This window comes from Miniphocaeibacter massiliensis, assembly GCF_900232905.1.
In the GTDB taxonomy this organism is placed as follows: Bacteria; Bacillota; Clostridia; order Tissierellales; family Peptoniphilaceae; genus Miniphocaeibacter; species Miniphocaeibacter massiliensis.
This window is the reverse complement of sequence record NZ_OCTQ01000002.1, coordinates 245153-270047: the sequence shown is the minus strand read 5'-3', so window position 1 is coordinate 270047 and position 24895 is coordinate 245153. Positions and strand designations below refer to the sequence as shown.

At 29.1% G+C, this 24895-nt stretch carries 47 protein-coding genes; 40 read left to right on the top strand and 7 right to left on the bottom strand.

Annotated features, from left to right (window positions below):
* Positions 1-259: 259 nt before the first annotated feature.
* From CS899_RS05425 to CS899_RS05410, 4 genes are all read right to left on the bottom strand, one after another.
* Positions 260-1438 carry a tyrosine-type recombinase/integrase gene (locus tag CS899_RS05425; RefSeq protein ID WP_100065149.1) on the bottom strand — a complete coding sequence of 393 codons (1179 nt, stop codon included), beginning with the start codon at positions 1436-1438 and terminating at the stop codon, positions 260-262.
* 119 nt (positions 1439-1557) lie between these two features.
* Positions 1558-2274 (bottom strand): hypothetical protein, encoded by a 717-nt coding sequence (locus CS899_RS05420; protein ID WP_100065148.1) that lies wholly within the window; start codon positions 2272-2274, stop codon positions 1558-1560.
* Positions 2274-2504 (bottom strand): hypothetical protein, encoded by a 231-nt coding sequence (locus CS899_RS05415; protein WP_100065147.1) that lies wholly within the window; start codon positions 2502-2504, stop codon positions 2274-2276. Before CS899_RS05415 ends, CS899_RS05420 begins: the two co-directional genes overlap by 1 nt.
* A 41-nt stretch (positions 2505-2545) precedes the next feature.
* Positions 2546-3205, bottom strand: a complete 660-nt coding sequence (locus CS899_RS05410) for a LexA family protein (protein WP_100065146.1) — start codon at positions 3203-3205, stop codon at positions 2546-2548.
* Positions 3206-3360: 155 nt separating this feature from the next.
* Between CS899_RS05410 and CS899_RS05405 the strand changes: the two genes are divergently transcribed.
* Together CS899_RS05405 and CS899_RS05400 are read left to right on the top strand one after the other, a co-directional pair.
* A complete protein-coding gene (locus CS899_RS05405; RefSeq protein WP_100065145.1) occupies positions 3361-3576 on the top strand; it encodes a helix-turn-helix domain-containing protein in 216 nt (71 codons plus the stop codon).
* A 136-nt stretch (positions 3577-3712) separates the two neighbouring features.
* Positions 3713-3949: a hypothetical protein gene (locus CS899_RS05400; protein ID WP_100065144.1), complete on the top strand. Its 237-nt coding sequence runs from the start codon at positions 3713-3715 to the stop codon at positions 3947-3949.
* A 164-nt stretch (positions 3950-4113) separates the two neighbouring features.
* Here CS899_RS05400 and CS899_RS05395 read toward each other — a convergent pair whose 3' ends face one another.
* Positions 4114-4698, bottom strand: a complete 585-nt coding sequence (locus CS899_RS05395) for a hypothetical protein (RefSeq protein ID WP_100065143.1) — start codon at positions 4696-4698, stop codon at positions 4114-4116.
* A gap of 56 nt (positions 4699-4754) precedes the next feature.
* Here CS899_RS05395 and CS899_RS05390 point away from each other — a divergent pair, with 56 nt between their 5' ends.
* The 5 genes from CS899_RS05390 (at position 4755) to CS899_RS05380 (ending at position 5958) form a co-directional block, all read left to right on the top strand.
* Entirely contained in the window at positions 4755-5072 is a 318-nt protein-coding gene (locus tag CS899_RS05390; RefSeq protein WP_100065142.1) for a hypothetical protein, read from the top strand.
* 10 nt (positions 5073-5082) lie between these two features.
* A complete protein-coding gene (locus tag CS899_RS11060) occupies positions 5083-5208 on the top strand; it encodes a hypothetical protein (RefSeq protein WP_277985529.1) in 126 nt (41 codons plus the stop codon).
* A 3-nt stretch (positions 5209-5211) separates the two neighbouring features.
* A complete protein-coding gene (locus CS899_RS10855) occupies positions 5212-5364 on the top strand; it encodes a hypothetical protein (RefSeq protein WP_164995863.1) in 153 nt (50 codons plus the stop codon).
* Positions 5365-5443: 79 nt separating this feature from the next.
* Positions 5444-5674, top strand: a complete 231-nt coding sequence (locus CS899_RS05385; RefSeq protein ID WP_100065141.1) for a hypothetical protein — start codon at positions 5444-5446, stop codon at positions 5672-5674.
* A gap of 11 nt (positions 5675-5685) precedes the next feature.
* Positions 5686-5958: a hypothetical protein gene (locus tag CS899_RS05380; protein WP_100065140.1), complete on the top strand. Its 273-nt coding sequence runs from the start codon at positions 5686-5688 to the stop codon at positions 5956-5958.
* Here the strand turns inward: CS899_RS05380 and CS899_RS05375 are convergent.
* Positions 5914-6705 (bottom strand): TIGR02391 family protein, encoded by a 792-nt coding sequence (locus tag CS899_RS05375; protein ID WP_100065139.1) that lies wholly within the window; start codon positions 6703-6705, stop codon positions 5914-5916. The two genes, CS899_RS05380 and CS899_RS05375, sit on opposite strands and share 45 nt — an antisense overlap.
* Before the next feature lie 51 nt (positions 6706-6756).
* Here CS899_RS05375 and CS899_RS05370 point away from each other — a divergent pair, with 51 nt between their 5' ends.
* Genes CS899_RS05370 through CS899_RS10850 form a run of 5 tightly spaced genes read left to right on the top strand, consistent with a single transcriptional unit; the run spans position 6757 to position 11402 of the window.
* On the top strand, positions 6757-8649 hold the full coding sequence (locus tag CS899_RS05370) for an ATP-binding protein (protein ID WP_100065138.1): 1893 nt from the start codon (positions 6757-6759) through the stop codon (positions 8647-8649).
* Between the two features lie 11 nt (positions 8650-8660).
* Positions 8661-9518, top strand: coding sequence for a recombinase RecT (locus tag CS899_RS05365; protein ID WP_100065137.1), 858 nt, complete (start codon positions 8661-8663; stop codon positions 9516-9518).
* 5 nt (positions 9519-9523) lie between these two features.
* A complete protein-coding gene (locus CS899_RS05360) occupies positions 9524-10213 on the top strand; it encodes an MBL fold metallo-hydrolase (protein ID WP_100065136.1) in 690 nt (229 codons plus the stop codon).
* A gap of 13 nt (positions 10214-10226) precedes the next feature.
* Entirely contained in the window at positions 10227-11189 is a 963-nt protein-coding gene (locus tag CS899_RS05355) for a DUF4373 domain-containing protein (RefSeq protein ID WP_100065135.1), read from the top strand.
* A gap of 36 nt (positions 11190-11225) precedes the next feature.
* A complete protein-coding gene (locus CS899_RS10850) occupies positions 11226-11402 on the top strand; it encodes a hypothetical protein (RefSeq protein ID WP_164995862.1) in 177 nt (58 codons plus the stop codon).
* Here CS899_RS10850 and CS899_RS05350 read toward each other — a convergent pair.
* The gene (locus tag CS899_RS05350; protein ID WP_164995861.1) at positions 11383-11763 is read right to left on the bottom strand and encodes a DUF2513 domain-containing protein; all 381 of its coding nucleotides are present in this window, start codon (positions 11761-11763) and stop codon (positions 11383-11385) included. The genes CS899_RS10850 and CS899_RS05350 overlap by 20 nt on opposite strands.
* Before the next feature lie 59 nt (positions 11764-11822).
* Here CS899_RS05350 and CS899_RS05345 point away from each other — a divergent pair, with 59 nt between their 5' ends.
* The 28 genes from CS899_RS05345 (at position 11823) to CS899_RS10830 (ending at position 24859) form a co-directional block, all read left to right on the top strand.
* Entirely contained in the window at positions 11823-12227 is a 405-nt protein-coding gene (locus CS899_RS05345) for a hypothetical protein (protein WP_100065133.1), read from the top strand.
* Positions 12228-12632, top strand: a complete 405-nt coding sequence (locus CS899_RS05340) for a RusA family crossover junction endodeoxyribonuclease (protein ID WP_100065132.1) — start codon at positions 12228-12230, stop codon at positions 12630-12632.
* A 41-nt stretch (positions 12633-12673) separates the two neighbouring features.
* Positions 12674-12916: a hypothetical protein gene (locus CS899_RS05335; protein ID WP_100065131.1), complete on the top strand. Its 243-nt coding sequence runs from the start codon at positions 12674-12676 to the stop codon at positions 12914-12916.
* Positions 12917-13123 carry a hypothetical protein gene (locus CS899_RS05330; protein WP_100065130.1) on the top strand — a complete coding sequence of 69 codons (207 nt, stop codon included), beginning with the start codon at positions 12917-12919 and terminating at the stop codon, positions 13121-13123.
* Complete coding sequence (locus tag CS899_RS10845) at positions 13124-13285, top strand: hypothetical protein (protein ID WP_164995860.1); 162 nt, start codon at positions 13124-13126, stop codon at positions 13283-13285.
* The gene (locus CS899_RS05325) at positions 13282-13614 is read left to right on the top strand and encodes a DUF7694 domain-containing protein (RefSeq protein ID WP_100065129.1); all 333 of its coding nucleotides are present in this window, start codon (positions 13282-13284) and stop codon (positions 13612-13614) included. The genes CS899_RS10845 and CS899_RS05325 overlap by 4 nt, the downstream gene beginning before the upstream one ends.
* Before the next feature lie 10 nt (positions 13615-13624).
* On the top strand, positions 13625-13810 hold the full coding sequence (locus CS899_RS05320) for a hypothetical protein (protein ID WP_100065128.1): 186 nt from the start codon (positions 13625-13627) through the stop codon (positions 13808-13810).
* Positions 13803-14252: a single-stranded DNA-binding protein gene (locus CS899_RS05315; protein WP_100065127.1), complete on the top strand. Its 450-nt coding sequence runs from the start codon at positions 13803-13805 to the stop codon at positions 14250-14252. Before CS899_RS05320 ends, CS899_RS05315 begins: the two co-directional genes overlap by 8 nt.
* 35 nt (positions 14253-14287) lie before the next feature.
* Complete coding sequence (locus CS899_RS10840) at positions 14288-14443, top strand: hypothetical protein (RefSeq protein ID WP_164995859.1); 156 nt, start codon at positions 14288-14290, stop codon at positions 14441-14443.
* 10 nt (positions 14444-14453) lie between these two features.
* Positions 14454-14903, top strand: coding sequence for an RNA polymerase sigma factor (locus CS899_RS05305; protein ID WP_100065125.1), 450 nt, complete (start codon positions 14454-14456; stop codon positions 14901-14903).
* Positions 14900-15316: a hypothetical protein gene (locus CS899_RS05300; RefSeq protein WP_100065124.1), complete on the top strand. Its 417-nt coding sequence runs from the start codon at positions 14900-14902 to the stop codon at positions 15314-15316. The genes CS899_RS05305 and CS899_RS05300 overlap by 4 nt, the downstream gene beginning before the upstream one ends.
* Before the next feature lie 644 nt (positions 15317-15960).
* Positions 15961-16218, top strand: a complete 258-nt coding sequence (locus tag CS899_RS05295; RefSeq protein ID WP_100065123.1) for a hypothetical protein — start codon at positions 15961-15963, stop codon at positions 16216-16218.
* Positions 16215-16454: a hypothetical protein gene (locus CS899_RS05290; protein WP_100065122.1), complete on the top strand. Its 240-nt coding sequence runs from the start codon at positions 16215-16217 to the stop codon at positions 16452-16454. The genes CS899_RS05295 and CS899_RS05290 overlap by 4 nt, the downstream gene beginning before the upstream one ends.
* Position 16455: 1 nt before the next feature.
* Positions 16456-16707: a hypothetical protein gene (locus CS899_RS05285; protein WP_100065121.1), complete on the top strand. Its 252-nt coding sequence runs from the start codon at positions 16456-16458 to the stop codon at positions 16705-16707.
* Entirely contained in the window at positions 16700-17011 is a 312-nt protein-coding gene (locus tag CS899_RS05280) for an HNH endonuclease (RefSeq protein ID WP_100065120.1), read from the top strand. Before CS899_RS05285 ends, CS899_RS05280 begins: the two co-directional genes overlap by 8 nt.
* Positions 17012-17074: 63 nt before the next feature.
* Positions 17075-17449 carry a P27 family phage terminase small subunit gene (locus CS899_RS05275; protein WP_207204747.1) on the top strand — a complete coding sequence of 125 codons (375 nt, stop codon included), beginning with the start codon at positions 17075-17077 and terminating at the stop codon, positions 17447-17449.
* Positions 17442-19190, top strand: coding sequence for a terminase large subunit (locus tag CS899_RS05270; protein WP_100065119.1), 1749 nt, complete (start codon positions 17442-17444; stop codon positions 19188-19190). Before CS899_RS05275 ends, CS899_RS05270 begins: the two co-directional genes overlap by 8 nt.
* A gap of 2 nt (positions 19191-19192) precedes the next feature.
* Positions 19193-20377: a phage portal protein gene (locus CS899_RS05265; protein WP_242491875.1), complete on the top strand. Its 1185-nt coding sequence runs from the start codon at positions 19193-19195 to the stop codon at positions 20375-20377.
* Complete coding sequence (locus CS899_RS05260) at positions 20370-20957, top strand: HK97 family phage prohead protease (RefSeq protein WP_242491874.1); 588 nt, start codon at positions 20370-20372, stop codon at positions 20955-20957. The genes CS899_RS05265 and CS899_RS05260 overlap by 8 nt, the downstream gene beginning before the upstream one ends.
* Positions 20929-22248 carry a phage major capsid protein gene (locus tag CS899_RS05255; protein ID WP_100065118.1) on the top strand — a complete coding sequence of 440 codons (1320 nt, stop codon included), beginning with the start codon at positions 20929-20931 and terminating at the stop codon, positions 22246-22248. Before CS899_RS05260 ends, CS899_RS05255 begins: the two co-directional genes overlap by 29 nt.
* 2 nt (positions 22249-22250) lie before the next feature.
* Positions 22251-22406 carry a hypothetical protein gene (locus CS899_RS10835; RefSeq protein WP_164995858.1) on the top strand — a complete coding sequence of 52 codons (156 nt, stop codon included), beginning with the start codon at positions 22251-22253 and terminating at the stop codon, positions 22404-22406.
* Positions 22407-22419: 13 nt separating this feature from the next.
* Entirely contained in the window at positions 22420-22689 is a 270-nt protein-coding gene (locus CS899_RS05250) for a phage head-tail connector protein (RefSeq protein WP_100065117.1), read from the top strand.
* On the top strand, positions 22676-22981 hold the full coding sequence (locus CS899_RS05245; protein ID WP_100065116.1) for a phage head closure protein: 306 nt from the start codon (positions 22676-22678) through the stop codon (positions 22979-22981). The genes CS899_RS05250 and CS899_RS05245 overlap by 14 nt, the downstream gene beginning before the upstream one ends.
* Entirely contained in the window at positions 22971-23336 is a 366-nt protein-coding gene (locus tag CS899_RS05240) for a hypothetical protein (RefSeq protein WP_100065115.1), read from the top strand. The genes CS899_RS05245 and CS899_RS05240 overlap by 11 nt, the downstream gene beginning before the upstream one ends.
* Positions 23329-23634: a hypothetical protein gene (locus CS899_RS05235; RefSeq protein ID WP_100065114.1), complete on the top strand. Its 306-nt coding sequence runs from the start codon at positions 23329-23331 to the stop codon at positions 23632-23634. Before CS899_RS05240 ends, CS899_RS05235 begins: the two co-directional genes overlap by 8 nt.
* Positions 23635-23645: 11 nt before the next feature.
* The gene (locus CS899_RS05230; RefSeq protein ID WP_100065113.1) at positions 23646-24236 is read left to right on the top strand and encodes a major tail protein; all 591 of its coding nucleotides are present in this window, start codon (positions 23646-23648) and stop codon (positions 24234-24236) included.
* A 3-nt stretch (positions 24237-24239) separates the two neighbouring features.
* Positions 24240-24674 (top strand): hypothetical protein, encoded by a 435-nt coding sequence (locus CS899_RS05225; RefSeq protein WP_100065112.1) that lies wholly within the window; start codon positions 24240-24242, stop codon positions 24672-24674.
* 8 nt (positions 24675-24682) lie between these two features.
* Positions 24683-24859 carry a hypothetical protein gene (locus CS899_RS10830; protein WP_164995857.1) on the top strand — a complete coding sequence of 59 codons (177 nt, stop codon included), beginning with the start codon at positions 24683-24685 and terminating at the stop codon, positions 24857-24859.
* The last annotated feature ends 36 nt before the right edge of the window (positions 24860-24895 follow it).

Below are 24895 nucleotides of genomic sequence, written 5' to 3'. Positions count from 1 at the left end.
CAATAAAATAAAGATATACATTTTAAATGCTATATCTTTCAAATGGTAGTATATTTATTTGAATAAACAGCCTATAATCAATAATATTTCAAATGAATACTTTTAATTGGTGGAGATGGTGGGAATTTAAAGGATACAATTAAGATATTCTATTATTTTTTTAAATATTGCAATATCAACGTTTATTTACTCTCGGATTTTATTAAATACTAACTTTTTCTAACATTTTTTAATAATTATAGGACATTCGTAGGACATTTTAACCAAATAAATGTGCTATGCTTTCTACTGCATCCGTCTTATCTTCATTCATAACATGAGTATAAATATTCATTGTTGTCTGTATGTCTTTATGACCTAATAAACTTTGAACTGTTTTCATAGGTACATTAGCTTCAAAAAGTCTAGTAGCATAAGAGTGACGTAAACTGTGGAAATTCATATCTCTTATATTTGCTTTTTCTAAAACTTTTTTAAAAGCTCGTGGAAGTTTTTTATTATCCATGTAGTTGCCTATATTATTAGGGAAAACTATGTTTTTATTTTGATATACTTCTCCTAAATATAATCGGTATTCTTTTTGTTTGGTTTGCCATTTTTTGAGCTTAGAATTAAATAAACTAGGAAATGGTATTGTTCTATAGCTTGATTGAGTTTTAGGCTCTAAAATCATAGTTTTAAGTGTTCTTGTACCATCTTTATTGATTACATATGCTTTAGATAGATTTTTGTTAACAGTTACTGTACTATTGAATAAATTTATATCATCCCAAGTTAACGCTAAAAGTTCTCCAAGCCTTAAGCCAGTAGCTAAAGCAAAAGATAGAGGCAATTCGTACTCTTCTCTAGCCAATTCTTTAATGAATTTCGTTTGTTCTTCTTTCGTAAATACTGTGAACTTATCTCTTTTAATTGCTGAAGGAAGTTTTGCATATCTACAATAATTATTATTTATTACTCCCATAGCTACTGCATCGTTTAAAGATGTAGATATTGTTTGTTTGATGTTAGTAACTAGACCGATAGAATTATCTTCTAGAAGAATATTAAAATATTTTTGAAAGTCTATAGTTCTCAATTCAGCAAGTTTTTTATTGCCAATAGTACTGTCTGCTATGTAATTTCTATAGTAACCTTCGTATTTTTTAAAAGAATTTGGCTTTAATTTATTTTGTTTATACTCAAAAAGCCAATTAAAGTACCAATCTTTCAACTTTGCTTGATTATCTTCTATATATAAATTTTGATTAACTTGATGCTGTAAAGCTGTCATTTTATCAACTACATCTTTTTTCTTAAAACTTCCAAATGTTTTTCTTATTTGTTTTCCGTTATTATCATATCCAACGGTAACTCTAGCTATGAAATATTTTTTATCATTTCTTATTTCGCATCTTATTGAACCCTCACCATTACTTTTGATTCTGTTTCTAGACATGATTAATTACCTCCTTTATATAAATAGAGGATATATGATATAATTACATTAAGTTATGGGGTATATTCATATATCCTTGAGTCCTTCATGTTACAGCATGGGGGCTTTTTTTTATTTTATTAGTCTAAATTATATTTAATTCCATTATGAACATCAAATGATTCAGCGATGTCTGGCAAATTTTTATAATCGAAGTTTTCAAAATTAATTTTATTAACTTCTTCTTTGTTTAATATTATTTTAACAGCATATTGTTCTTTTAAATTACCATACTGATCTTTAAATTCAGCTTTTGCTCCTATGAAAACTCTATTATAATTTACATCTATAGTGGTTTTTAAATAGTCAGAAACTTTCATAAGGAATCCTTTAATGGTCATATTTTCAGTTAAATTGTCAGATAGTTTGACATCAACGGCTAGGTAATCAATTGTTGAATTTTCCTCGTCAATACTTCCATCTTCTTTATATTTAATAGTGGTATAATCCCAGTTCATTTTTGCATTTTTATAATCATCGCCGAAAATTTTTATTCCAATTTTATCAAGAGTATCTTGTTTATTGGAAAATGGTGCCTCAGTTTCTTTACTTGCAATTGATTCTTTAGTTTCTTTTTCTGTACTTTTTTCTTCAGTTTTAGAAGTAGGCTTGTTAGATTTATCTTTATTATCTTTTTTATCAGGTGTATTAATCAAGCAAACTATAAATACAATTGCAGAAATTACTAATCCAATTTTAAAACTTTTATTATCTTCTTTTTTTCCTTTGCTTTTTTTTATAAGGATAGCAAAGATTATGGTTGCAGCAAAAGATATAACTCCAATTATAGGTAACATTATTTATCCTCCAATAGTTTATTCATTTTTTCAATATTTTTATTCAACTTAGCTAATTGGCATATTATTAAATAATTTTGATCAACCTTAATTCCTTCATTTGCAACAGAAGTATAAGTCAATCTATTTAAAAGAACTAAATCTTCATCATCTAACAACCCTTTAAGTTGATGTTTTTTAGCAAATTCATCTAACTTTTTGCTGTCGGTGTTCTTATCAAACAATCCCATACACATTCCTCCTAAAATATATTTAGTGTAAAATACACTTATTATAATAATACACTATACATAATAACCTTTCCAATTATTTCAACATTTTCATACTCTGTATCAAAAACTATATCTGTAAAAACTTCATCAGTAGACTCTGGTCTGAAAATAATTCTGTTATCACTTTTATAAAATCTTTTAACAGAATAGTTATAATTGTCATTAAACACAACTATATCCCCATTTGTTAAATCACATGCTGAGATATTAGTCAAAATACCTATTACACTTTTGTTTGGTATTATTTTATTCATTGAATCGCCATTTACTCTCATAATAGTTACATTAGGACTATTTGCATATTTACCCATTAAATTGTCTGGTATATAGATTTGAGTGTAACCTTGTCCTTCTATCCTCTCGGGACTACCTGCGGATACAGGATCATCTATGTACTTATAGGGATTCATAGTTGAAAGTTTTCCTAGTATTTCTACTTCAGGTTTAGTCAAATCTTTAGAAACTAAGTCATCAATATCTATATTAAATATTTTAGCGAAATCTGACAGAGTTCCAAATCTAGGCATACGAATACCTTTCTCCCATTCACTTATAGCAGAGGCACTTTTTTTACCGACCATTTTAGCTAATTCTAATTGTTCAAATCCATTTTTTTCTCTTAAATATTTAAGATTTTTAGGAAATATTTTATTTGACATATTAATTACTCCTTATTTATTTACTAAATTATAACATAAATTCTAAAAAATAGAAATAGATTTCTAGTAAAATAATTCTAAAAAATAGAAAAACAATGTTGACTTCTAAAAAATAGAAGTGTATAATAATAATTACAGAAGAGAGGTGATACTAAATGTGTAAAAAAACTGTTCGACAATTAAGACGTGAAAAAGACATAACTCAAGAACAATTAGCAGAATTAACAGGTTTAACTACAAGAACAATAACTCTTTATGAAAATGATACCAATAAATTAAAAAAAGCCAAATACGAAAATATAGAAAAAATTGCAAAAGCTTTAGATGTTTCAATAAATGATATTTTTTTACCCTCCACTTCTAAAAAATAGAAACAAAGTTGTTAGTGAATAACTGAACTAGAAATATCCAAAGTTTATGTTAGCGATATTTTAAAGAAAAATAGGAAACCAGAAGATAAACGAAAAGAAATTATAAGATTTCTAGAAATTGAATAAGGAGGGACTAATGGAAATTTGGGAAAACTCAAAGGAAAGAATATATAAGTTTGGAAATACAAAGAAGGATGTAACTGTACCACAAAAAAATGTAGAAAATATTTTTGATGAAATAGCTAAAATATTAAAAAAAGAGCTTCCTAAAAAAGCTCAAGTCACAAGTATTATTGAAGATATTTTAAACGAATATATAGGTGATTTAGCTTATAAACATATTGAATTGCAGGATAGAAATAATGAAGAATAGTTTACTACCACTAATAATTTCAATAATTGCATTAATAATTTCTTTGAGTATATTTCTAATAAATAAAAGGTCAAGAAGTACAATTAAAAAAGTAAATTATAAAAAACTTGGGTGTTATGATTGGGACGCATTTAAAAAATTAGAGGGATTAAGTGAACCATATATTAAACGGGAAGCTCATAAAAATGATAAGGATGTTTCAAGCCACCAACGTCACTCTTTACCTCTTTAGAATATTTTTTTAAAAAGGTAGGTCTTGTATCTCTGAAAAATATTTTTACAGTTTTAGAACCTTTTAAAGAGTCAGCTTCAATCAAAAAGTCTAAAACATTAAAAGAGTTATTACCATACATTTGGTAAATACTTTCAGGAATATTTAATTTACGAATTAACTTTTCATTAGTGTGAAGAAATAAATCTTGTATTTCCATATCTTGGAAATGAAGTTTTTTAATAAAGTTAATTTCGTTGTCTTGAGAATCAAGAACGTTGATATTAAAAATTGACAAATTAGTAGCTCTAGGATTAATTATTCGAAAGCTAATGTAAATATATTCGGTGTTGTTTTTAATTTTACTAAAATTAGTTTTAGTAATAGATGAATGAATTTCAGCAGAAAGAGTAACTACTGTCGGGTCAATTATTGTCAATGGAACATAATCTCTCTTAAAAGCGATTATTGACAAGAAGAGGGCAATGAAAGAAATTATCACAGGTAAAAATTTAGTTATAAAAGTAAAAAAACTCATAAAACAAATCATCTCCTTTTAGATGATTATAGCATAACAAAAGATAGGAGGGACTAATGGAAAACATAAAACAACAAAATAACATAACAACTTTTCCAGGAATATCTCAAGAAGAAATATATCAATGGAAAATAGAAAAATTGGAAGCAGAATTGCAATTAGCAAAAGAGCAGAAAGAAAAAGCGGAATTACAGTTGAAACTCAAAGAAGTGCCACCATTATTGAATGAGGTTGGACTTAGCAATTGGTTAGATATAACACCATTTGCAGCTCAAACATTATTAAAAACTAAAGGATTTCCAATGATTAATGTTGGAGGTAAAAAAGCTATCACATCAAAGGTGATTGAATGGCTAGAAAATAATGTTGAATAAGGAGAAAACAATGCAAAGAAAACTAAAGCATAGTAGAAATGTACAAAAAAATTGGTGGTTATATCCAATAGGAGCAGTAGCATGTATAGGAATTATATATATATTCTACAACATAGGATTAACATTAGGGAGCTGAACAATGATTAAGGAAATATTAGCAGCTGCACCATTACATTTTTGGTTATTTGCAGCAATAAGTTTAGTTTCAACAATAACAATATGCATATGGAAGATAAAAGAAATTAATGAGGAAGAAGAGAAATACAAAGATGAAGAGAAAAAAAGCCTTTAGCTGCGGTAACAACTAAAAGGCTTAACCAAATATTATTAAATATTCACTTAACGTGATTATATCACAAAAGGAGTAAATTATGGAAATTTTAGAAAAAACTAAATTTTATGTAGGAAAAGAAGAATTTAATACTCAAGAAGAAGCTGACAACTACATGGATATAAAAGCAAGAGTTGATGATTTAAAAAGAATAGCTAAAAGCAATATGAAAGAAAGATATATGAGTTTAGATGATGCGTTGGAAGATGCATTTATAACATTAATAGATAGAAAAGATAAAACGATAGATATATTGGAAAGACCATTCTAGGAGATAAGCGTATGAAAGAACAATTAAAAATATATGTATTAAAAGTATTGGTTAATCACAAAACTTATTATCTTGCAGGATTAGACCTTATTTTATCTAGGAATATTGAAGATTCAGTATTATTTTTCAAAGAGGATATATCCAACATAGATGGAAAGTTAGAGACTGAATTAGAAAAAGAACTAGGCGTAATTGTAACTTGTCTAGTTGAAGAAGTTGAAGAAGCGGATCGAAATATTTTATTTAACAAGATAGGAAGGGTAACACTTGTCAAGCAAGAATAAGGCATCTGAAATCATAAGTAAAGCTTTGATAGCGTCTTCTGAAGATGATGGATTGTAAGCTTTTAACTCGTGAGCCTTAGGATTTCTATAAAAGTAAACAATAGTATTTAGTAAAGCTTTTAGTCCGAAATACTCACTTTTTTCAGATTGAGTGCTTAAACTATTTAGAACAACTAAAGGTTTTTTATGGTTAAAACTATCAATTATTAGAGTGTTACCATCAGATTTTGAGCCGGTAAGTTGCCTAACTTTATTAAGTGGAATTTTAGAAGCTTCTAAAATTAGATGAAAATAATTTTCTTCAACTATTTCAGGATTGCATAAATTTAGTATAAGAGGATGGATTTCAAACAAAGATAATTTATCTTTTATCATATTGAAATTCTTTTGACCATCAGAAAAAGTTTCAACCTTAATAGTTTTAACTACTTTACCTGAATCATTAACTTTCAAACCAAGATACTGAATTACTTTATTTATATCAAATAGAGCTGACTGCCATTCAGAAGAATTACAATCATGCATTTTATCAGCAAAAACATACTCAATGACTTTTATAACTATAGACGAGTCATTAAATTTGTTTAAGTTTTGAGATATAGAATTATAAATTCTATTCCATTTGGTACTAATAGTGGAATCATTATCCATATTTAAAACTTGAAACATATAAGTAATTTTAGAACCTGTTGTAAGTTCAGCAAGTATACAAGATATTTTTTTAAGTATTTGTGGAGTTAATTCCATAGATATCACCTCAAAAATATTATAGCATAGCAAAAATATAAGGAGTAAATAATGAACATAATATTAGAAAAACTAACCCTTGGAAACTTTAAGGGAATTAAGAATAAAGTAATAGAATTTAAAGACAACATAACCAATATAGCAGGAGAAAATGCATCTGGGAAAACGACAATATATGATGCTTACAGCTGGTTACTTTGGAACAAAGATAGTCAAAATAAAACAGATTTTAATATAAAGACGATAGGAAAATATGGAGAACCATTACACAACTTAGAACATTCTGTTGAAGGAGAGTTCTTAATAGTAAGTGAAGATGAAAAAGTTCCGCTTAAATTAAAGAAAGTATTTAAAGAAAAGTGGACTAAAAAGAGAGGATCTAAAACAGAAGAATTTAATGGACATACAACAGAGTATTTTATAAATGATATTCTACTAAAGCTAAAAGAATATACAGCAAGAATAGAAGCTTTAATAACAGAGGAAAAGTTTAAACAGTTATCTAATCCGTTACATTTCAATATAAATTTAGACACTAAGAAAAAAAGAGAGTTGGTCCTATCATTAATAAATGACGTAAGTATAGATGAAATTATAGATAAAAATAAGGAACTAGAACCTTTAAGAGAGCTACTAGCTACTAGAGATATAAACGACTTAATGAAAATAAACAAAGCGACTATATCTAATATAAATAAGGATTTAGAATTACTTCCTATAAAGATAAATGAAAGATATGACAGCAAAAGAGCAGATATAGACTTTGACAAATTGGAGTTTAGAAAAAGAATTATAGTAGGAACAATAGAAAAAATAGACAATGATTTAGCTAAGAAAAATAATTCAGAAGCACTAAAAGATAAGCAGTTACAAATAAAAGAATTAATTATAAAGCAAGAAAATATAGTTAATGAAGTAGAGAAGAAGAACAGAGAAGCTAAAAGGAAGTATCAAGAAGAAATATCAGATAGAAATAAGAAGATAGAACATTGCAACACCTATATTAAAGAGGTTGAAACTGATAAAAAATCTGAATTAAAACTTTTAGAAACACTTAATGCTGAATTAATAGGGCTTAGAGAAAAATACGAGAATTATGCTAATGACAAAATGGAAATAGCAGCAGAAACTCATTGTCCTACTTGTAATCAAGAATTACCAATAGAGAGTATTCAGGAAAAAATAAATTTAATTAAAAGTAATAAATTAAGCGATATTTCAGATAAAGCAGATGGAATATTAAAAAAGATTGAAATAGTAAAAAAAGATATACAAGATTTTGATAAAAAAATAGAGCTAAAAAAAGATGAATTAAAGCAAATCCAAGACAATATTCCAACAGAACCAGTAGAAGAAATAATACCACAAGAATATCATGACATAACAGAACAAATAGAAAAATTAAAAGAAGAAATAAACAACTTTGATGTAACAGACAATACAGAACTATTAGAGAAAAAAAGTGAGTTAGAAAAAGAACTAGGAGAAATAAACTCACAGTTAGCTTTTGAAAAAGTAAATGAAGAAGCAGACAAGAAAATAGCTGAATATGAAGAACAGCAAGCTAAGTTAGGAGAAGAATACGACAGAGTATCAGAAATAATTTATCTATGTGAACAATTTATGAAAGTAAAAGTAGATTATATATCTGATGATATAAATTCAAAGTTTAGTCTAGTTAAATTTAAACTATTTGAAACCCAAATAAATGGTGGGATAAATGAAGTGTGCGAATCTACAGTTAACAATGTACCATTCAATGATTTAAACAACGCTATGAAGATAAATGCAGGAATAGACATTATAAACACATTAGCGGACCATTACAAAATAAATACACCAATATTTATAGATAACGCTGAAAGTGTAAATCATTTAGAAGAAACAGATAGTCAAGTAATAAGACTTGTAGTAAGTGATGATAAAGAATTAGTAATTAAATAAAGGAGAATACAATGGCAAATAATCAAGTACAAAATATACAGCAAGGACAAGTTTCACCAACTAAGCAAATGTCTGCTTTATTAGAAAGTGACAAAGTAAAGGGAATGTTTGAAAATGCATTAAATAAAAATGCGGGCCCATTTATAGCAAGTTTGATAGATTTATATAATTCAGATAGTTATTTACAAGGTTGTAATGCGCAAGAAGTTATGATGGAAGCTTTAAAGGCAGCAACTTTAAATTTACCAATAAATAAGAATTTAGGATATGCATATATCGTTCCTTATAAAAACAAACCTACTTTCACAATAGGTTATAAAGGTTTAATACAGCTAGCTATGAGAAGTGGACAATATGCAAACCTTAACGGTGGAATGATATATGAAGGAATGGAAGTAGAAGAAGATTATTTAACAGGAGTATTTAGAATTAATGGAAAGCCGAAATCAGATAAAGTACTAGGATATTTTGCATACCTCAAACTGATAAATGGATTTGAAAAGGCTTTGTATCTAACAAAAGAAGAAGTAGAAACACACGGAAAAAAATATAGTCCAGCCTATTCTAGCAAATACTCACCATGGAAAACTGAATTTGATTTAATGGGACAAAAGACTGTAATTAGACAATTGTTGAGTAGATACGGAATATTAAGTACAGAAATGCAAAATGTAATAAATCAAGATACAGACAACGAAATACAAGAAAGTATTAACTTAGAAGCTAATCGAGAGCCTTTAGACTTTCCATCTAACGTAGATTCAGAAACAGGAGAAATATTAGACGGAAAACCAATAGAAGCAGAGTATGAAGAAGTAAAAGAAGAATCAGAAGATGGAAATAAAGCAACTAAAAAAGCACCTTTCTAAAAGATATGAATATACAAGTAATAGCAAGCAGTAGTAAAGGTAACTGCTACAAAATAGATGATGGAGATACTTCACTTTTAATAGAGTGTGGTATCTCTTATAAAGAAATACAGGAAGCGTTAAATTTTAAAATATCAAGTATAAAAGCGTGTTTAATAACACATGAGCATAAAGACCATAGCAAAGCCTACAAAGACTTATTAAACAAAGGAATTAGGCTTGTAATGAGCAAAGGAACTAAAGAAGCATTAGGTATTACTGAAAATACAGTAAAACTAATTAAAGCTAAAGAAAGCATTAAAATAGGCAGTTTTAACATAATGGCATTTGATACAGTTCATGATGTAGCAGAGCCAATAGGTTTTTTAATAGAGAGTAATAAAACAGGTGAAAGACTAGTGTTTTTTACAGATACAATTTACAGCAGATATACATTTAAAAATATAGATTATTACATGGTTGAGTGCAATTATGTAAAGAAATTTTTAGACGATAAAGACATAAACTCTACATGGAGAAATAGAGTAGTTAAATCTCACATGAGCTTAGAAACATTATTACAGTTCTTAGCTAGTACCGACCTAGAAAGAACAAAGAAAATATATATAACACATTTATCAGATACCAATTCTGATGAAAGATATATAAAAACAGAGATACAAAAAGCTATTGGCAAGGTAATAGAGATTTGTTAAGGGGAGGGATTTAATGGCAAGACCAGCAAAAAAAGGCTTAGACTATTTTCCCCTAGATGTTGATATCTTAGAAGACATTAAAATTAAAAGAATAATAAGAGGTTGTGGAGCAAGTTCAATGACAGTACTGCTTTATCTGCTCGGTAATATCTACAAAGACGAAGGGTATTACATGTGGTGGAATGAAGATGTACCTTTTTTAATAGCTGATAGTATTGGCGTTACTGAGGGTCTAGTAAATGAAACATTGACTAAGGCTTTACAGGTAGATTTTTTTAATAAAAATTTGTTTGAAAGTTATAACATTTTAACTTCAAAGGGAATTCAAGAAAGATATTTCTTAGCAACAGAGAAAAGAAAAAATGATTATGTAAAAAAAGAATACTTATTAGTTTCTTTAATTAATGAAGAAGAAACAGAAGTTAATGTTGCGGAAACTAAAGTTAATGAAGAAGAAACAGGAGTTAATGTTGCGGAAACTAAAGTTAATGAAGAAGAAACAGGAGTTAATGTTGCAGTAAGTACACAAAGGATATTAAAGGATATAAAAGATAAAGATAAAGATAAAGTAAATAATATTAAAGATATAGGAGATATAGATATGTCCAATAATTTAACTTACTCAAAAATAATTGATAAGTGGAATTCAATATCTAAAATATCAAAAATAGAACCTATATCTAAAAATAATGATATCTATCTATCCATAAAAAGTTTAATAGAGAACCATGGAGAAGAAGCAATATTAAAAGCTATGAAGGAAATAGAACAATCAGATTATCTTCAAGGTAAGGTTAATGGATTTGCAATATCTTTTAATTGGTTTGTTGATAATAATAATTTTATAAATATATTAGGTGGAACTTACAGAACTAACAAGAAAAAAGGTAGATTCTACAAACCTTCTTCAAAAAAAGAATTAACAGAAGAAGAAAAAAAGTGTCTACAGAGATATGTACCTAATTTAAAAGTTTAACGAGGTAAGGAAAATAACAGGAGGACAATTGTATTTATGAGAATGGATAATAAAGAGACAATATTCCCGAAATTAGAAATTAAAGATAAAAAAGTATTTCTAGATGGATGTGAACTTAAAACGATGAAAGAATTTAGAATAGAAAAAAAGGAAGCTGGAATAACTGAATTTACCCCAACTTTATATGTAGAATTTAAAGATTTGGATTATTAATTAGAGAGTTAATGTAAGAAACTCCTATTTGAGAGATAGTTTTTAGGGAAAATACTCCAATAGTTTTAGCCCTGTCCTTTATGACCTTCCAGTTGTTATTATCTCTAATTGTTGATAAAAATTCGTGACCATCATAAGTGATATCATGTATAGATTTTATTCCTGGAAGAAACCTGTTCATTGTTTTAATTACCATTGCATCAATATATCCAGCTTCATAAAGTTTTAAACAAGAATATTCAATTTCATCAGAAGAATAATTTAGAATTTCTGATAGTTTGCTTGTTGTAGTGTAGCTATCAAATTCAAGGTTTTCTAATTGAAGAAGAATATCTCTAATACAATCAAGATTTAATTTCAAACAATCATCTCCTTTTAGATGATTATAACACAAGAATATTAAAGTAAATGGAGAAGTAAATGTATGTAAGTGAATTAAGAGAAGAACACCTTGATAAGATACGAAGCTATAACGGGACCAAGACTATAAAAGAACTAACGGAGATATTCAATATTCAAAACGAAAGTACAGAGAACTTAAGAAAAGTACTGAAAAGAAACAAAATCAAGTACAAGCATGAAAGAAAAGGATATCTAAAAAACTACAAAGGTTATACAAAGGCTGAACAAGTACCAGGAATAAAACTAGAGGTAGGAAAGAAATATAGTCTTACGGATAACACCAATAGCAAAGAAGAATTATTTACCAAATATCAAGGAAAGATTATAGGAGAATACAGAAACTATTACTTAGGAAGAACAGACAAAGGGATACTTTTTACGATACATAAATATCCGCTTTGTTATGAGATAAAGGAGATTTGATTGAAAGTAGTAATAGAAGGTGAGCCAGTAGCTAAAGGCAGACCTAGATTATCAAGATATGGAACATATACACCAGCTAAGACAAAGAATGCTGAAATAGCATTACAAATGGCTTGGAAGATGTTAACTAAAGATAAGATTTATTATGAAGATAAGCCAATAAGTTTAATAGTTGATTTCTATAAGAAACCTCCTAAAAGCACAAGCAAGAAAAGACTTAAGTTAATGGAAGATAAGATAATCAGACCTACAACAAGACCAGATATAGATAATTATATAAAACTTGTACTAGATGCATTAAATGAACTGGCTTACAAAGACGATAATTTGATATGCGATTTAAGAGCGAGGAAATATTACTCAATAAATCCAAGAATAGAGATAGAAATGGAAGAAATTAACTAACAAAATGTAACAAATGTAAGTCCTAAAAAGGAGTGGATAATATGAGTAAAAGTGCTATAGATAATAGAAATAAGTTTGTAGAAGATGTATTAAAATTTATTGATAATGTTGTACAAGATGATTTAGAGGTTATGCAAAAAATTTGTTGGGAGATTAATGATTTGGGATTAATAAGTGATGAACTTGTTGATGTTTTTGATGATGCAGTAACTGAACTAGATAACTTAAAAATACAACTTAAAACTGAATTAGAAGAAAATCCAGAACTATTACAGGAGGACTAAATGGTATCGTACAGACAATTAACAGAAGACGAAGTTTTAGAAAAGATAAAAGATGGGACAATAGGCGAATGTTATTATGAAAGCCTTAGCAAGGTTAAGGATTCTATAGGTACATGGGAAATAAAAGGATTAGATTTAATAAGGTCAATAAACGTTGATATTACAGATTTAAAACTAGACTGTGTATTTGAGAGAGTGGAGGACTAAATGGTATCAGCAATAATTGGAACGATAGGCTGGACAATAGCTATATTTTTTGTGATAGCTTCTATTGGATTTGTAAAAGAGAATAAAGGATTGCAAGACGAAAAAGAGAGATTAAAGCTAGAAAATATAAGACTAAGGGCGAAATTGGAGGATAAGGAATGAAAGATATAGATGAAATAAAGGAAAAATTAAAAGTAAAACAAGAAGGCAAGGACGGATTATGTGGACATATAAAAGTGCCTAAAGGCGGGACTTGCTTTATAGTATTTAGCTTTGGTGGTGGATGGGAGCATTGTTCTGTAAGTAAGAAATCAAAAACTCCTACTTGGGATGAGATGAATTACATAAAAGATATCTTTTTCAAAGAAGATGAAACAGTAGTACAATATCATCCTAAAAAATCTAACTATGTAAATTTACATGAGCATTGTTTACATATGTGGAGACCATTAGAAGATGAATTACCAGAACCGCCAACAATATTTGTATAAGAGGAAAGTGATGAAAGATAGAATTAACTGGCAAACAATAATAGTATTAATAGCATTATTTTTATTTGTAGAAAGTGTTTACACTACAGGGAAACAAAGACAGAGAATAAACACTATAAACACAAGGCTAGAAGAACAGATAAAAGAGCAAGATAAACTAATAAAAGACTTGAAGGAGAAGAACAACATTGAATAATGTAATTTTAATAGGCAGATTAACTAGAGATCCAGAATTAAGATATACACAAGGTGGAAATGCTATGTGTAGGTTTACCGTTGCTGTGGATAGAGGACTATCAAAAGACAAAAGAGCAGAAGCAGAAGCAAACGGACAGCTGACTGCAGATTTCATAAGTTGCATAGCATGGGGCAAGACTGCTGAATTAGTAGCTAATTATCTATCAAAAGGTAGACAGGTAGCTTTACAAGGTAGAATACAAACTAGCTCATATGAAGGGCAAGACGGAAATAGAATATACAGAACTGATGTAGTAGCAGACAGAGTGGAATTTATAGGCAGTCAAGGGGATAATCAAGGAAGTAACGCAGGATTTAATCAAGGGAACTACCAACAAGGGAACAACTTTGGTCTAGGTGATGATGCGTTTCAACTAGATCCTGATGACGTACCTTTTTAGCAGGTAATTAAATGCAACAAATATATGAGCGCAAGATGGATAAACTAATAGCATATGGTGGTAAAGATGGTATTTACTACACAATGATTAATGAAAACCAATATGTAGTAGCTAAGGTAAAGAATGAAAAGGTAGTAAAGAAAAAGATGTTTGGTAGTTTTGGAAAAGTTAAAGAATGGGCTGAAACTTAGAGGTGATTAATTGTTTGCGAATATTGAAATAGAAAAAAGAAAGGATATTTTAAGAGGTTTTAATTACCTAGAGGAAGAAATACGAAGAAAAGAAAGTAGATTACAATACTTAGAAAGAAGAATAGAAGATTTAAAAGTTCCTAGAGCTATAAGACTTAGAGATATGCCTAAGGATAACGACTATAGAATGTTTGATGATTATATAGATTCATATTTAGATGAAATTAACGAGTTGATTAACTTTATAAAAACAAGTAAGGAAACAAAAAGAAAAATAGAAAAAGCTATAGATAGCATAGACGATTGTGATATGAAAAGATTATTGAAACTTAAATATATTGATGGAATGACAATACGCGAGATAGCAGAAAAGCTATATCTTAGTGAAAGAACTATAAAAAGAAAGCATAGATTAGCGATAGGACAACTAGACGAGCAGCTTTTAGAGGTGGTTAATTGAACATAGAAGAAAAGAAGAAGATACTTAGAAGCTATAGCTATTACCAAGAAGAACTAGAGAGGCTATACTATCAATTAAATGAAATCAGAATAAAATGTTATGGCAAGGTAGGAGTTCAAGCTATTACATATTCGGATATGCCTAAAGGTGGTACTAGTCCAGATATGGCAGATGAAATAGCTAATATGGTAGATTTGGAAAGAGGAATAATTAAAAGGATATTGAAAATTCATTCTAAGATTAACAAGACAGATAAAGCTATAGAGGATTTAAACGATATAGATATGATAAGAATTATTAAGCTAAGATATTACAATAGATATTCTTTTAAAAATATATCAAAAAAAATACATTTAGGTAAAACTACAGTCCAAGATAAGCATAAAATAGCACTAGAATTACTTAAATTGTAAAATCCGACCGTTTTGGTCTATTAGCGTTCTAACACTTATGATATAATTATAGTGCGATAGTTGAAGAGATATCTCTATCGAATGAGGGAACGGTTCGTGTTAGAACCAACCAAGATAGTTTATTTTAAATTATCTTGTGTATATCGTTACATGATGCAATGTGATACAGCTAGAAGATAATCGGAGATTGAAAGTCCGGTAATCAATCTGTTGACCTATTTATATTCTTCTAGCCTAATTAGATGACAATACCTCTACTCCTTTATAGGCAGGTATGCCCTGTGTAGAGGTTATTATGTACTATAGCATAGTTAGATAATGCGGTTATTAACAGAATGTGAGTGCAAATCTCATGTGGTGCACCAAAGCAAGAGTTCATATAATCCTTTTTATATTTATATTAAATTTATTTCTAAATTAGACATTCGCTAAGAGTGTCTTTTTTAGTGCAATAAAAAGAGCCTACCAAGAGGCTCTAGTACCTAGCATACATATTAATAGGAAGTTTACATATGAAAAACTAGGCAACTACATAATATATAAAATATATGAATAAGTCAATAACAGGTTACTCAAATAGAGTGGGAGAATACATATCATAAAGTTATAAGCGGGAGGGCGCTGGATATGTAACGGGAGGAATTATGAACCTATCAATAATACATACTCCTAAGCTAGAAAGACCATATCTTTTAAAGAGAGAGCATGGAGAGTATAAGCAACACGCTCATTTTCACACAAGAGAAATGGCAGAAAAGTGTAGGAGATTAATTGATAATAATAAGTATCCTTATAGCAAAGAATTGAAGATTGCAGTACAAAGGATACTCACAGAAGAAGAATTTAAAAAGTTGAATAAAAAGGAAAGATATTACAACGTCAATAAAGGTAGGATTAAATGATAGATAAAATTAAAATGAATAACCTAGATAGTAAGATAATAGATTACATAAATGAGCAGGGTATGACTGCTGAACAAGTATCTGCAACACTATCAAGTATAATGCTTAAGGTAATGCAGTTACCAGAGAATAAAGAAGCGTGCGAATATATGGGGATAAATACTAAGCATATAACAACTAAGGACACAGGGGTAATGCTGATTCATTGGACAGAGAAATATATTAAAGGAGTCTAATATGTTAGATAAAGAAAAACAAAATAAAATAGATAAACTCCATCAACATATACTAGATGGAGCATTGCTGAATGAATTAACTAATATGGAAGTAGCATCATTGCTTACAAGTGTAATGAGGAATATATTGATTATGAAAAGAAACTCACAACTATTAAATAACATGGGTGTAGATATAACTAAGCTCACACCAGAAGTAGTAACATTAATTCAAAAAATATGGACAGAGGAATATATAAAAGAGAATGAGTAACAATTACAAATCAAAGCGTTGGATTAAAACTAGAGAGTGTGTGTTGAGAAGAGATGATTATCTTTGTAAGCAATGTAGTAGATATGGAAAGATAAAGCAAGCTGACACAGTACATCATATATATATAGCTGATATGTTTCCTTTTTTATTTTGGAATAAATTAAATTTAATAAGTTTATGCAAAGATTGTCACAACAAAATGCATAATAGGACAACTGGAGAATTAACTAAACTTGGACTTGAATGGACTGAAAGAATTAAAAATAAAATATCCCCCTACCTAACAGGAACGAAATTAACTTAACAGGGAACGAGGGGGGTCAGCCTTTTCCAACTATGCGACTAATTATCAAAAGGGGGTGTTGAATTGGCGACTAAAAAAACAAGATTACCAACAATTGAAAAGTTAAAGAAAGATACAATAAAAGAAATGGAAGAATTAGGGATATATAAAACTCAGTATAATAGAATAATAGGTATATACGCAGGTTTGCTAAGACAATACATTTCTTTTGAAAAACAATTTGAAAATAGTAATTACCAAATAGAAGAAGAATATACAAATAAAGCTGGTGCAACAAATATGCGAAAAACTCCTCTTTATTCTGCGATGGAAAGTTTAAGAAAAGACATAGTTACTTATTCTGATAGACTTGGGTTAAATCCAAAATCTTTAGAAAGTATTTCAGCAGAAAAAAAGAGTACATCAAAATTAGATATAATGTTGGCAAACCTTGGCTAAAGTAAAAAATAAAAATTTAGTTTACAAAAATTATGATTTGGTAATAAAATATGTTGAAGATATTATAATAGGTAAAAAACTAGCTAATAAAGAACAAATAGAAGGCTGTAAAAGATTTAAAGAAGATATAGAAAGTAATAAATATGATTTTAGACCTTTGGAAGCTGAAAAAGTAATAGATATAATAGAAAATTCATTTGTAAATATGCAAGGCGAAAAACAAGACGGCACTCCTTTAAGAGGAATGCCTTTTTTATTAGAACCTTTTCAAAAATATATTATATATAATCTTATGGGATTTTGGATAAAAGGCAAAAACATACGAAGATTTAAAGAGGCTTTTATATTTATTCCTCGTAAAAATATAAAAACATCATTCGCAGCAGCTTTGGCATGGGCTTTAAGTTTATACAATAGAGAGTCTGGAGCTAAATGTTACATAGTTGGTGCAGCATTAAAACAAGCGTTAGAAAGTTTTAACTTCATTAGGTTTAATCTTAAACAAATGGGAGAAGATGAAGATAGTTTTAGAATATTAGATAATAACTCCGAACATTCTATAGCTAGAGAGTTTGCCGATGGTTCTATGAGAATAGAAGCACTAGCAGCAAATCCAGATAGACAGGATTCATTAAACTGTAATATAGCAATAGCTGATGAATTGCATGCTTATAAATCTCCAAAGCAATACAATATTATAAAAGAAGCTATGAAAGCTTATTCTAATAAACTAATGATAGGAATTACAACTGCAGGAGATAATATGAATTCTTTTTGTTATAGGAGATTGCAGTACTGTAAAAAGATACTTACTAAACAAATAGAAGATGAACAATATTTTGTATTTATAGCAAAAGCTGATGAAGATAAAGACGGAAATGTAGATTTTACAAATCCAATTGAACATGAAAAAGCAAATCCAGCATATAAGGTTTCAATAAGACCTCAGGATATGATAAATGATGCAATGCAAGCACAGAATGATCCTCAGCAAAGAAAAGATTTTCTGGCTAAGTCATTAAACATTTATACATCATCTACAAGGTCTTATTTTAATTTAGATACATTTAAAAATTCAGATAGTAAATATAATTGGACTATTGAAGATTTATTAAAATTAAATATTGAATGGTTTGGTGGTGCTGACTTAGCGAAGTTTCATGACTTAACAGCGACAGCTTTGTATGGGTCATATAAAGATGTAGACATAATAATAACTCACGCTTTCTTTCCAGTAACTAGAGCTTATTTGAAAGCCGAAGAAGACAATATACCACTGTTTGGTTGGAAAGACGATGGTTGGCTTACAATGATTAATGGAAATATAACAGATTACACCGATGTTATTGAATGGTTTAAAGCTATGAGAGATAAAGGTTTCAATATAAAACAAATTGGGTTTGACAAAAAGTTTAGTGAAGAGTTCTTTCTGTATATGAAACAAAACAAGTTTAACATAATAGATGAACCGCAACTGTTTATAAATAAAACTAAAGGATTTAGAAGAATAGAGCAAAAAGCAATAGCGGGTAACTTATATTATTTACATTCACAAGCATATGAATACTGCGTTGAAAATGTTCATGGTATAGAAAAAACAGATGATATGATTCAATATGAAAAAGTAATGGCAGAAATGAGAATAGACTTATTTGACGCAAGTGTGTTTGCTGCTTGTAGAATGCTTAATAACTTACAAAAGAGAAAAACAGCTAGAGGCTGGTTAGGAAAGGGTGATTAATATTGTGGAATCCATTTAAAAGAATAAAAGCAAGAGCAGAACCAACAATTGAAAATCCATATATGCAATGGTGGATTGAAAGTGATAATAATACATTATGTGTTCCAGGCTATACAAGATTAAGTGATAGTCCAGAAATAAGAACAGCTATTGAAAGAATAGCAGATTTAATTTCAAATATGACAATTCATCTTATAGAGAATACAGACAATGGTGATAAGAGAGTAAAAAATACATTATCAAAAAAGATAGACGTAAACCCATGTAGTTATATGACAAGACAAACTTGGGTGCATTGGATTGTAAAAACTTTATTATTTGAGGGGAATTCTGTTGTATATCCTAAAATAAAGAAAGATATAATTATGGACTTGTACCCTGTAAATCAAAGTAAAGTATCTTTCAAAGAAGAAGTTTATGGGTATAGTATAAAAATAAATGGCAAAATCTATAGACATGATGAACTATTACATTTTGTTATAAATCCTAAAATGGATAAACCATATAAAGGTGAAAGTTACAAAGTAGTTTTAAAAGATGTTGCTAAAAACTTAAGACAGTCACAAAAAACTATTAATGAATTTATGAGTAATAAAGTAATACCGAGTTTGATAGTAAAAGTTGATTCAAATACTGCCGAATTAAGTTCGGATGAGGGAAGGAATGGAGTATACAAGAAATTTTTAGAGAGTTCTGAAGCTGGACAGCCTTGGATTATCCCAACGGAACTTTTAGAAGTAGAACAAGTTAAGCCTCTTACATTAAATGACATAGCCATATCAGACACAATTGAATTAGATAAATTAACAGTTGCAGGAATACTCGGTATACCTGCTTTTTTATTGGGAGTAGGAGAGTTTAACAAAGAGGAATACAACAATTTTATTCGTACTAGAGTTTTGACAATTGCAAAAGCCATTGAGCAAGAGCTAACAAAGAAACTACTAATAAGTTCTAATTTATATTTTAAATTCAATTCAAGGTCTTTATATGCGTATGATTTACAAGAATTGGGAAGTTTAGGGAGTGAGTTATATGTAAAAGGAATTATGACAGGTAATGAAGTAAGAGATTGGGTCGGGCTTAGTCCAAAAGAAGGGCTTGATGAAATAGTAATACTAGAAAACTTTATACCGATAGAAAAAATAGGAAATCAGAGCAAGCTAGGAGGTGATTATATTGAATGATAGAGTAATGAATTTTATGTCGGAATTTAGAAGTGTTGAGAATGAAGATGAAAAAATAATAGAAGGTTACTTTATAAGGTATAACGAAGAAACAGAACTTTATTCAGGAGTATATGAAGAAATAACAAGAGAAGCTGTTGAAAAGAATTTAAAAGGCAAAGATGTTAGATGTCTATTTAATCATGATACAGCTATAGTGTTGGGGAGAACAGGTAATAATACTTTAGAATTAAAATCTGATGAAAAGGGATTGTATGGAAAAGTTAGGATAAATTTAAACGATAATGAAGCAAGAGATATTTACTATCGTATTGAAAGAGGGGATATAAATGCTTGCTCATTTGGTTTTTATATTTTAGATGAGGGAATAGAAAATCGTTCAGATGGAACAACAAAAATAACGATTAGAGATATTGACTTATTTGAGGTTAGTCCAGTTACATTTCCGGCATACCCAACGACAAATATAGCTGCTAGACAAAAGCAATTAAAAGAATTAGAAGAAACACAAAATAAAATATGGAGAGAAACCATGAAAGGAAGGTTAAAAAATGGCACTACGAGCACTAATGTTAAATAAATATATTAAAGATAAAAACTTAGAACTTGAAAGAACAAAGGAAGAATTGGAAAAATTAAAGTTGAGGGAAGCAGAAATAGAAGAAGCTATTAACGAAGCAGAAACAGACGATGAAAAGAAAACTGTTGAAGAAACTGTTGAGGAACATTCTAAAAAATTATTGGACTTAGAAACTAAGATATCAACTTTAGAAAAAGAAATTAAAGACTTAGAGGCAGAAAAAGAAGAAACAGAAACTAAAGAACCCACTTCAGAAGTAGAAAAAACTGATGGTGAGCGTTCTTTTTTTAATGCAAATTTTAAAACAAGAGGAATGGGGGACAAAATATTGAAAGTAAATAAATACGAAACAAGGGAACAAATGTTAAATAGATTATCAACACCAGAAGTAAGAGATTTCTACGAAAACTTAAGAATAGCAGTAGTAGAAAAAAGAGGGTTAGAAAATCACAACTTAATAATTCCTGAAGAAGTTATGTTGGCTATACAACATAGAGTAGGAGATTACGCAGTATTAACTAAAGAAGTAAATACTATTAACTTAAAAGGTACTGCAAGATTAGTAATGAATAGTGGTTCTCCAACTTTATTCTGGACTGAAATGTGTTCAGCATTACAAGAATCAACACTAGGAGCTTTAAATCAAATACAAATAGACGGGTTTAAACTTGGAGGATATGTATTTGTATGTAATGCACTAATTGAAGACTCTATGATTGATTTTGCTAATTATATAGAGCAAGAATTTGCCAAAGCAATAGCTAAATTTAAAGATGAAGCTATAATGAATGGTTTAGGAGAAGCACAGAAACAACCAGAAGGAATAAGAACTTTAGTAACTGAAACATCAGAAATAACTAATATTTTAGGAATATTAGAAGCTGTGGGAAGTTTAGGCTATGGAGCAGATGGAGAAGTTTTACCTTATGTACCAGAAAAGACAATCGCTGTAATGAATAGAAACACATACTATTCAAAAGTTTTACCAGAAACATATGGTAAAGATGCAAATGGAAAGATTGTATATGGATTAGGACAAACTTTACCAGATGGTACGCCAATAAGAATATCTGAAACAGTACCAACAGGAGAAGTGGTTGTAGGAGATTTCAAAAATGGATATTTATGGGCTGATAGAAAAGGAACTACTTTTGACACAAATGATAGATTAAAATGGGTTGAAGAACAAACTGGATTCAAAGTAACTGGAAGACACGATGGTAAAGTGGTTCACAAAAACTTTTTCAAGAGAGTTGTGTTTAAAACAGAATCAGCAACACCAGAGGCTTAGATATGAAAGTAATAACTAAAGTAAAATTCAAAGATAAAAAAGAAGGTGTTATCCGAGATGTTGGAGACACCTTTTCCATATCCAAAAAAAGATATGAAGAAATTTTGAAAGTTGGAAAATTTGTTGAAGAAATAAAAGAAGAAACAAAAGAAAAATAAAGGTGTTGATAATATGGGAACACTAGAGTTAGTAAAGGCTAGATTGGGAATATCTAGTAGTAAAAGAGATGATTATCTAAATGCTATTATAGATGGTCTCGAAAAAGAATTAAAAGAGATCCAAGGTTTAATACTAGACTCTAAGAATCTAACACATCAAATGTTTATAGCTGATTATGCTTGTTACAGATATGAAAACAAAGGAGAGCAAAGCGGACTACCAAGGCACTTACAATGGAGGCTACACAATCTCATTATAGGTAATAAAAATGCTGACATTTGATGAAGTAGTAATTTTAGTAGAAGTAAAGATAATAGGATATGATGAATCTAAAAATCACATAGAAGAGAAAGTTGAAGCAGAGGTTTTTTGCAATGAAAAATCCATATCTAGGGTAGAGTTTTATAATGCAGGAAGTCAAGGACTTAAACCTTCATATATTCTGGTACTACACGATTTTGAATATGAAGGGCAAGAGAAAGTGATATATAAAAATCAAGAATTACAAGTATTAAAAACTTATAGAAACAATGATTATATAGAACTTACAGTAGGTGAGAAAATTGGCAATTAATTTAGATAAAGAATTGAGTAGTATAATCGATGAATATGTTTCTGGAGTCAGAAGTGGATTGGATAATTTAGGAGCAGAAGTTGCTGAAAAAGGTTTAAAAGAAATAAAAAAACTTGCACCTAGAGATAGACCTAAGTATTACAAGGGTTTCTCTATAACTACACAATATTTAGGAGTAAATAATACTTTTGTACTCCATAATGAAAAAATACCGAGTCTAACTCACCTTACAGAATTTGGAGCTGCTACAAGAAGTGGTGGAAGAACTTCTGCAACTCCTCACTTTGCTCCAACTGAAAAACTTATGGTTGAAGAGTATGAGAAAGGAGTTAAAAAACTATTAGAAAATGAATAAAATATTTGAATTAATAGAAAATGCTTTAAATAAACCTATTCAATATGGGAGAAATAAAGATAAGTTAACTCCACCTTATATTGTTTACTTGGGTGATGGAGTTAAAAAAATAGAAGCTGATAACTCGGTTTACAGTTCAAAAAACAATTATAGATTAGAGCTTTATTTTGAAAAGAAAGATGAAAAAATAGAAAATACAATAGAAAATATATTAAATGAAAATGAATATCCTTGGGAAAAATCCGAGGATATTTTTATTTCTGAAGAAAATATATTTGAAATAATTTACAACATTTAAGGAGGAAACAAATGGAAGGGAAAAATAATAAATACGAATATGGTATAGAGAATGTACACATATGGCCAATAGAAAATGAGAATGGACAAGATATAGAATATGCTAAAACACCAATAAGGGTTTTGGGAGCTGTAACAATGAAATTATCTCCTATAGGGGATAGTTCAACAATATACGCTGATAACTCTGCTTATGTAACAATATCAGCAAATGGTGGATATGAAGGAGAATGGGAATCATATCAATTACCAGAAGAAATGGAAACAAAAATACTTGGAATTATAAAGGATAACAACGGAGCTTTAATTGAATCGTCAGAAGCTAAACAAAAGAATTTTGGAATATCTTTTCAATTTATAGGGGATCAAAATAATGCCAGAGTATTTGGTTTTTATTGCTCAATGAGCCAAAGACCATCTGACGAAAAAACAACAAAAGGTGAAAGTGTAGAACCTACCGCTAATGTATTTACTTTTAAAATGATGCCTAGATTAAAAGATAAGTTAGTTAAGGCTAAATTATATGAGGACAGAAACCCAGAAGCATATGCTAAGTTTTTCGATGCTCCTTATGAACCAGTATTTACAACACCGGAGGCTTAATAAATGATAACTGTAAAAATAGATAATAGGGATGTGAAATTTAGTTGTAGTGCAATATTTGCATTCAACTACAAGAAGGTATTTAAGCAAGATGTACTAAAAGTCATAATGCCAATGATAAAAGCTATTGTTCCATTAACAGAAGTAATAAAAGAAGATGGCAATGGTCAATCAGAGATTGGAATTTCTGGTATTGTTTCTTTATTACCTCAAGTTTTAGATAATGCTGAAGATATAGAGCTTTTAGATGTATATAAAATCTTATACGCTTTGGCTTTAACAGCTGATAAAAATATAGGAGATTTTGAATCTTGGTTAGGCAGTTTTGAAAAATTTCCTATATTTGATGTTGTAGGTAAAGTATTCCCTGATTTATTAAATTCACTATCTACAACTATAGAATCAAAAAAAAAGAAACAGAGTCCGATGAAGAAGTAACGATCGATATGATAATGGTTGCTGCAACACAAAGGGGTTTATCTATAGAAGATTTTAAGGATATGGAAATAGGACAAATTAACGATTATATAATTACCTATAATAATTCGTATCATTCAGAAGAAAAGAAAAAAGATAAACCAATGGTAATAAAAGCAACACAAGCAGATTTTGACAACTTTTAAATATAACTTAAAGACAACTTTTATAGGTTGTCTTTT

What these genes read in the sequence shown, in the direction of transcription:
- CS899_RS05425 (WP_100065149.1), bottom strand. Translation starts at nt 1,438, where the DNA reads ATGTCTAGAAACAGAATCAAAAGTAATGGTGAGGGTTCAATAAGATGC.
- CS899_RS05420 (WP_100065148.1), bottom strand. Translation starts at nt 2,274, where the DNA reads ATGTTACCTATAATTGGAGTTATATCTTTTGCTGCAACCATAATCTTT.
- CS899_RS05415 (WP_100065147.1), bottom strand. Translation starts at nt 2,504, where the DNA reads ATGGGATTGTTTGATAAGAACACCGACAGCAAAAAGTTAGATGAATTT.
- CS899_RS05410 (WP_100065146.1), bottom strand. Translation starts at nt 3,205, where the DNA reads ATGTCAAATAAAATATTTCCTAAAAATCTTAAATATTTAAGAGAAAAA.
- CS899_RS05405 (WP_100065145.1), top strand. Translation starts at nt 3,361, where the DNA reads ATGTGTAAAAAAACTGTTCGACAATTAAGACGTGAAAAAGACATAACT.
- CS899_RS05400 (WP_100065144.1), top strand. Translation starts at nt 3,713, where the DNA reads ATGGAAATTTGGGAAAACTCAAAGGAAAGAATATATAAGTTTGGAAAT.
- CS899_RS05395 (WP_100065143.1), bottom strand. Translation starts at nt 4,698, where the DNA reads ATGAGTTTTTTTACTTTTATAACTAAATTTTTACCTGTGATAATTTCT.
- CS899_RS05390 (WP_100065142.1), top strand. Translation starts at nt 4,755, where the DNA reads ATGGAAAACATAAAACAACAAAATAACATAACAACTTTTCCAGGAATA.
- CS899_RS11060 (WP_277985529.1), top strand. Translation starts at nt 5,083, where the DNA reads ATGCAAAGAAAACTAAAGCATAGTAGAAATGTACAAAAAAATTGGTGG.
- CS899_RS10855 (WP_164995863.1), top strand. Translation starts at nt 5,212, where the DNA reads ATGATTAAGGAAATATTAGCAGCTGCACCATTACATTTTTGGTTATTT.
- CS899_RS05385 (WP_100065141.1), top strand. Translation starts at nt 5,444, where the DNA reads ATGGAAATTTTAGAAAAAACTAAATTTTATGTAGGAAAAGAAGAATTT.
- CS899_RS05380 (WP_100065140.1), top strand. Translation starts at nt 5,686, where the DNA reads ATGAAAGAACAATTAAAAATATATGTATTAAAAGTATTGGTTAATCAC.
- CS899_RS05375 (WP_100065139.1), bottom strand. Translation starts at nt 6,705, where the DNA reads ATGGAATTAACTCCACAAATACTTAAAAAAATATCTTGTATACTTGCT.
- CS899_RS05370 (WP_100065138.1), top strand. Translation starts at nt 6,757, where the DNA reads ATGAACATAATATTAGAAAAACTAACCCTTGGAAACTTTAAGGGAATT.
- CS899_RS05365 (WP_100065137.1), top strand. Translation starts at nt 8,661, where the DNA reads ATGGCAAATAATCAAGTACAAAATATACAGCAAGGACAAGTTTCACCA.
- CS899_RS05360 (WP_100065136.1), top strand. Translation starts at nt 9,524, where the DNA reads ATGAATATACAAGTAATAGCAAGCAGTAGTAAAGGTAACTGCTACAAA.
- CS899_RS05355 (WP_100065135.1), top strand. Translation starts at nt 10,227, where the DNA reads ATGGCAAGACCAGCAAAAAAAGGCTTAGACTATTTTCCCCTAGATGTT.
- CS899_RS10850 (WP_164995862.1), top strand. Translation starts at nt 11,226, where the DNA reads ATGAGAATGGATAATAAAGAGACAATATTCCCGAAATTAGAAATTAAA.
- CS899_RS05345 (WP_100065133.1), top strand. Translation starts at nt 11,823, where the DNA reads ATGTATGTAAGTGAATTAAGAGAAGAACACCTTGATAAGATACGAAGC.
- CS899_RS05335 (WP_100065131.1), top strand. Translation starts at nt 12,674, where the DNA reads ATGAGTAAAAGTGCTATAGATAATAGAAATAAGTTTGTAGAAGATGTA.
- CS899_RS05330 (WP_100065130.1), top strand. Translation starts at nt 12,917, where the DNA reads ATGGTATCGTACAGACAATTAACAGAAGACGAAGTTTTAGAAAAGATA.
- CS899_RS10845 (WP_164995860.1), top strand. Translation starts at nt 13,124, where the DNA reads ATGGTATCAGCAATAATTGGAACGATAGGCTGGACAATAGCTATATTT.
- CS899_RS05325 (WP_100065129.1), top strand. Translation starts at nt 13,282, where the DNA reads ATGAAAGATATAGATGAAATAAAGGAAAAATTAAAAGTAAAACAAGAA.
- CS899_RS05320 (WP_100065128.1), top strand. Translation starts at nt 13,625, where the DNA reads ATGAAAGATAGAATTAACTGGCAAACAATAATAGTATTAATAGCATTA.
- CS899_RS10840 (WP_164995859.1), top strand. Translation starts at nt 14,288, where the DNA reads ATGGATAAACTAATAGCATATGGTGGTAAAGATGGTATTTACTACACA.
- CS899_RS05295 (WP_100065123.1), top strand. Translation starts at nt 15,961, where the DNA reads ATGAACCTATCAATAATACATACTCCTAAGCTAGAAAGACCATATCTT.
- CS899_RS05290 (WP_100065122.1), top strand. Translation starts at nt 16,215, where the DNA reads ATGATAGATAAAATTAAAATGAATAACCTAGATAGTAAGATAATAGAT.
- CS899_RS05285 (WP_100065121.1), top strand. Translation starts at nt 16,456, where the DNA reads ATGTTAGATAAAGAAAAACAAAATAAAATAGATAAACTCCATCAACAT.
- CS899_RS05280 (WP_100065120.1), top strand. Translation starts at nt 16,700, where the DNA reads ATGAGTAACAATTACAAATCAAAGCGTTGGATTAAAACTAGAGAGTGT.
- CS899_RS05255 (WP_100065118.1), top strand. Translation starts at nt 20,929, where the DNA reads ATGGCACTACGAGCACTAATGTTAAATAAATATATTAAAGATAAAAAC.
- CS899_RS10835 (WP_164995858.1), top strand. Translation starts at nt 22,251, where the DNA reads ATGAAAGTAATAACTAAAGTAAAATTCAAAGATAAAAAAGAAGGTGTT.
- CS899_RS05250 (WP_100065117.1), top strand. Translation starts at nt 22,420, where the DNA reads ATGGGAACACTAGAGTTAGTAAAGGCTAGATTGGGAATATCTAGTAGT.
- CS899_RS05245 (WP_100065116.1), top strand. Translation starts at nt 22,676, where the DNA reads ATGCTGACATTTGATGAAGTAGTAATTTTAGTAGAAGTAAAGATAATA.
- CS899_RS05235 (WP_100065114.1), top strand. Translation starts at nt 23,329, where the DNA reads ATGAATAAAATATTTGAATTAATAGAAAATGCTTTAAATAAACCTATT.
- CS899_RS05230 (WP_100065113.1), top strand. Translation starts at nt 23,646, where the DNA reads ATGGAAGGGAAAAATAATAAATACGAATATGGTATAGAGAATGTACAC.
- CS899_RS05225 (WP_100065112.1), top strand. Translation starts at nt 24,240, where the DNA reads ATGATAACTGTAAAAATAGATAATAGGGATGTGAAATTTAGTTGTAGT.
- CS899_RS10830 (WP_164995857.1), top strand. Translation starts at nt 24,683, where the DNA reads ATGATAATGGTTGCTGCAACACAAAGGGGTTTATCTATAGAAGATTTT.